Genomic DNA, 2430 nt, shown 5'->3' with positions numbered 1-2430 from the left:
TCCTAAGCGAGCCGGCATTTTACATCACGCCGGCCTTCTGTCAAGCATTTTCTCATTTAAAAATATGAGGTTAGCTGCGTTGACGCTCGCTTCACCTTGTAGACCTTAAAGGTCTTCACTGCGAAGCGGGCGCCATTCTATGCAAACTATTCGAGAGTTGCAACGCCTTCGCACAACATTATTTTATGTTTTAACTCATTGAATTCCTTAGCAAGGTTTTCAAAGGGCAGATCATCAGCCAGACGTCGACTTTCAGGGGCCACGCGAAGCCAGTAACCGGAGGCCTCAGGCGTGTTCAGCAATTGAACCTTGGCCTTTATATCCAGGCTGATCAGTCGCTGCTCGACGGACTGCGCCTGGCGCTGGTCGACAAAACCACCTATGTACAAACACGTATTTTGCGGATCAGCGGCCTTTGACCGCTCCCTCCTGGCAATCGCATCCGAAGACTCACTCAGCAAGCGAATATCCTGCTGAGAACCCCGATAGAGACTCAAGGGCGTTACATCCTTGGCGCGCAGCGGTGCTTCCTGCTGATGCCATACGTAGTAGAAGGCGTTGAGGACGAGTAAAAGTAGAAACAGCCAACGCATAAACACCTCAAGACAAAGGGCACGCCATCGCCAAACCGACGAAAACCAGATCAGGGACAAGGCGCGCCTGCGGCACAGCATCCAAAACCAGCTCAGCATCCCCCCCGGTAAGGAACACCGTAAAGCTGTCACCCCAGTAGCTTCGAGCCAGCTCGAGCTGGGTCAGCACAAATCCTCTGAGCATGAGCGTACAGCCACGCTCGACCGCCTCTACTGTCGTACGACCTGGTGAGAGGCGCTCCAGCGCTCGCTCAGCAGCAGCATCGTCGTAACGTATCTTGCGGGTGTGCGTGCGCAATTGATTACGCATGAGAGGCATACCTGGGCAAATGAATCCCCCCAAGTGCTCGCCGTCCGCACCAATAAAATCTGCTGTCGCCGCCGTACCAAAATCAAGCACCAGGCAAGCACCTGACGCCAACTTGAATCCCCCCAGCATCGCCAGCCAACGATCAAGGCCAAGACGTTCGAAATCTTCATAGCCGTTACGCACGCCAGCCATTTCTCGTGCTGAAGAGGCGCAAGAGACAACAACACCAAAAGCCCCTTCCAGAGCCTGTACAAGCTTACTGGTCTCCTCCTGCGCCCGGACACTCACTAACCGGCAGCGCGTGAGCAGCAAGCCAGGAACGGCCACCAGACTTTCAATCAACGCCATATCCGAGCCAACGACACCCTCCGCGGAGGCCGCCGACCAGTTCGAATCAAGCACCCGCCACTTGATAAAGCTATTGCCACAGTCGAGCTCAAGAATCATCACGCAACCTCAGGCTTAACTCACCACCGCTGTAGATTTTTTCAACACCATCAACACTCAAACGCAAGGCGCCCTGGCGATCGACACCCAGCACCACACCATCAACTTGATTGACGCCGGCAATGAGGGAAACCGTCCGCCCTTGCCACGCATGATTACGCTCCCACTCCCCCTGAAGCGCAGCAAATCCACCAGCCTTGTGTCGCTCAAGATGGCTCAGCAACTGCTGCCCCAGCCTCGCAACCAACGAATTGCGATCAACTGGAGCGCCCGTCTCAAGCTGTACTGACGTCCACTGCTGGTCTATAGCATCGGATTTCTGCATATTCACATTAATGCCTATGCCAAGGACAACGTGGCAAATATCCGCAGGATCCCCCACTAACTCCAGCAAGATGCCGGCAATTTTCTGCTGACCAACCAAGACATCATTCGGCCACTTCAAGGCAGCCCCCTGCACACCCGACTCACGCAGAGCCTGCATGACCGCCAAGCCGACAACCAGGCTCAATCCTTCCAACTGTCGCAGACCATCCTCAATGCGTAATACGAGGCTGTAATACACATTCTGCGCATACGGACTGACCCATGTTCGGCCACGCCTGCCTCTCCCCGCTGTTTGCTGTTCCGCTAGCACTAGAAACGGGGCTGGACATTCAGCAGCAACCAATCGCAAAGCTTCAGCATTGGTGGAGTCAATAGAGTCGGAAATGTGGATAGGCCAGCCCAAGGAAGGCGCCCTTAGTGCAATTTCTTCAGCACTCAAGAACACCAGAGGGGATGCAAGTTGGTACCCCTTTCCACGCACCTTATGGATAGGCAAACTCAATTCCGCCTCAAGGTGCTGGAGCTGCTTCCAGACAGCACTGCGGCTAACACCCAGGGCAGCACCTAGCGCCTCTCCAGAGTGGAATCGGCCATCTTTCAGAAGTTTTAACAACGTCAGCATGCAAGTATCGCCTCACAATGAGGCAGGCATGATAGCCATGCGCTGGGTCATTGCATAGAAAGCGTAAGATTTAGCAGCCAAGCGAGCACTGCCTAGTACCGCCTGGCCTGCTTTTCTCGCGCCCAAAACAA

The 2430-nt window shown here is 54.5% G+C and carries 3 protein-coding genes; all 3 read right to left on the bottom strand.

Annotation, left to right across the window (positions count from 1 at the left end; translation table 11 throughout):
* Nucleotides 1-146: 146 nt before the first annotated feature.
* The 3 genes from DBR46_RS03715 to birA are packed head-to-tail and all read right to left on the bottom strand — an operon-like array spanning nucleotide 147 to nucleotide 2299.
* Nucleotides 147-593 (bottom strand): hypothetical protein, encoded by a 447-nt coding sequence (locus tag DBR46_RS03715; RefSeq protein ID WP_124525077.1) that lies wholly within the window; start codon nucleotides 591-593, stop codon nucleotides 147-149.
* A gap of 7 nt (nucleotides 594-600) precedes the next feature.
* Complete coding sequence (locus DBR46_RS03710) at nucleotides 601-1350, bottom strand: pantothenate kinase (RefSeq protein ID WP_124525076.1); 750 nt, start codon at nucleotides 1348-1350, stop codon at nucleotides 601-603.
* On the bottom strand, nucleotides 1340-2299 hold the full coding sequence (gene birA, locus DBR46_RS03705) for a bifunctional biotin--[acetyl-CoA-carboxylase] ligase/biotin operon repressor BirA (RefSeq protein ID WP_124525075.1): 960 nt from the start codon (nucleotides 2297-2299) through the stop codon (nucleotides 1340-1342). The genes DBR46_RS03710 and birA overlap by 11 nt, the downstream gene beginning before the upstream one ends.
* Between the last annotated feature and the right edge of the window lie 131 nt (nucleotides 2300-2430).

The organism is Pseudomonas sp. KBW05 (assembly GCF_003852405.1).
In the GTDB taxonomy this organism is placed as follows: domain Bacteria; phylum Pseudomonadota; class Gammaproteobacteria; order Pseudomonadales; family Pseudomonadaceae; genus Aquipseudomonas.
This window is presented reverse-complemented; position numbering and strand designations above follow the sequence as displayed.

Coding starts and splice junctions, on each gene's coding strand:
- DBR46_RS03715 (WP_124525077.1), bottom strand. CDS start 593: ATGCGTTGGCTGTTTCTACTTTTACTCGTCCTCAACGCCTTCTACTAC.
- birA (WP_124525075.1), bottom strand. CDS start 2,299: ATGCTGACGTTGTTAAAACTTCTGAAAGATGGCCGATTCCACTCTGGA.
- DBR46_RS03710 (WP_124525076.1), bottom strand. CDS start 1,350: ATGATTCTTGAGCTCGACTGTGGCAATAGCTTTATCAAGTGGCGGGTG.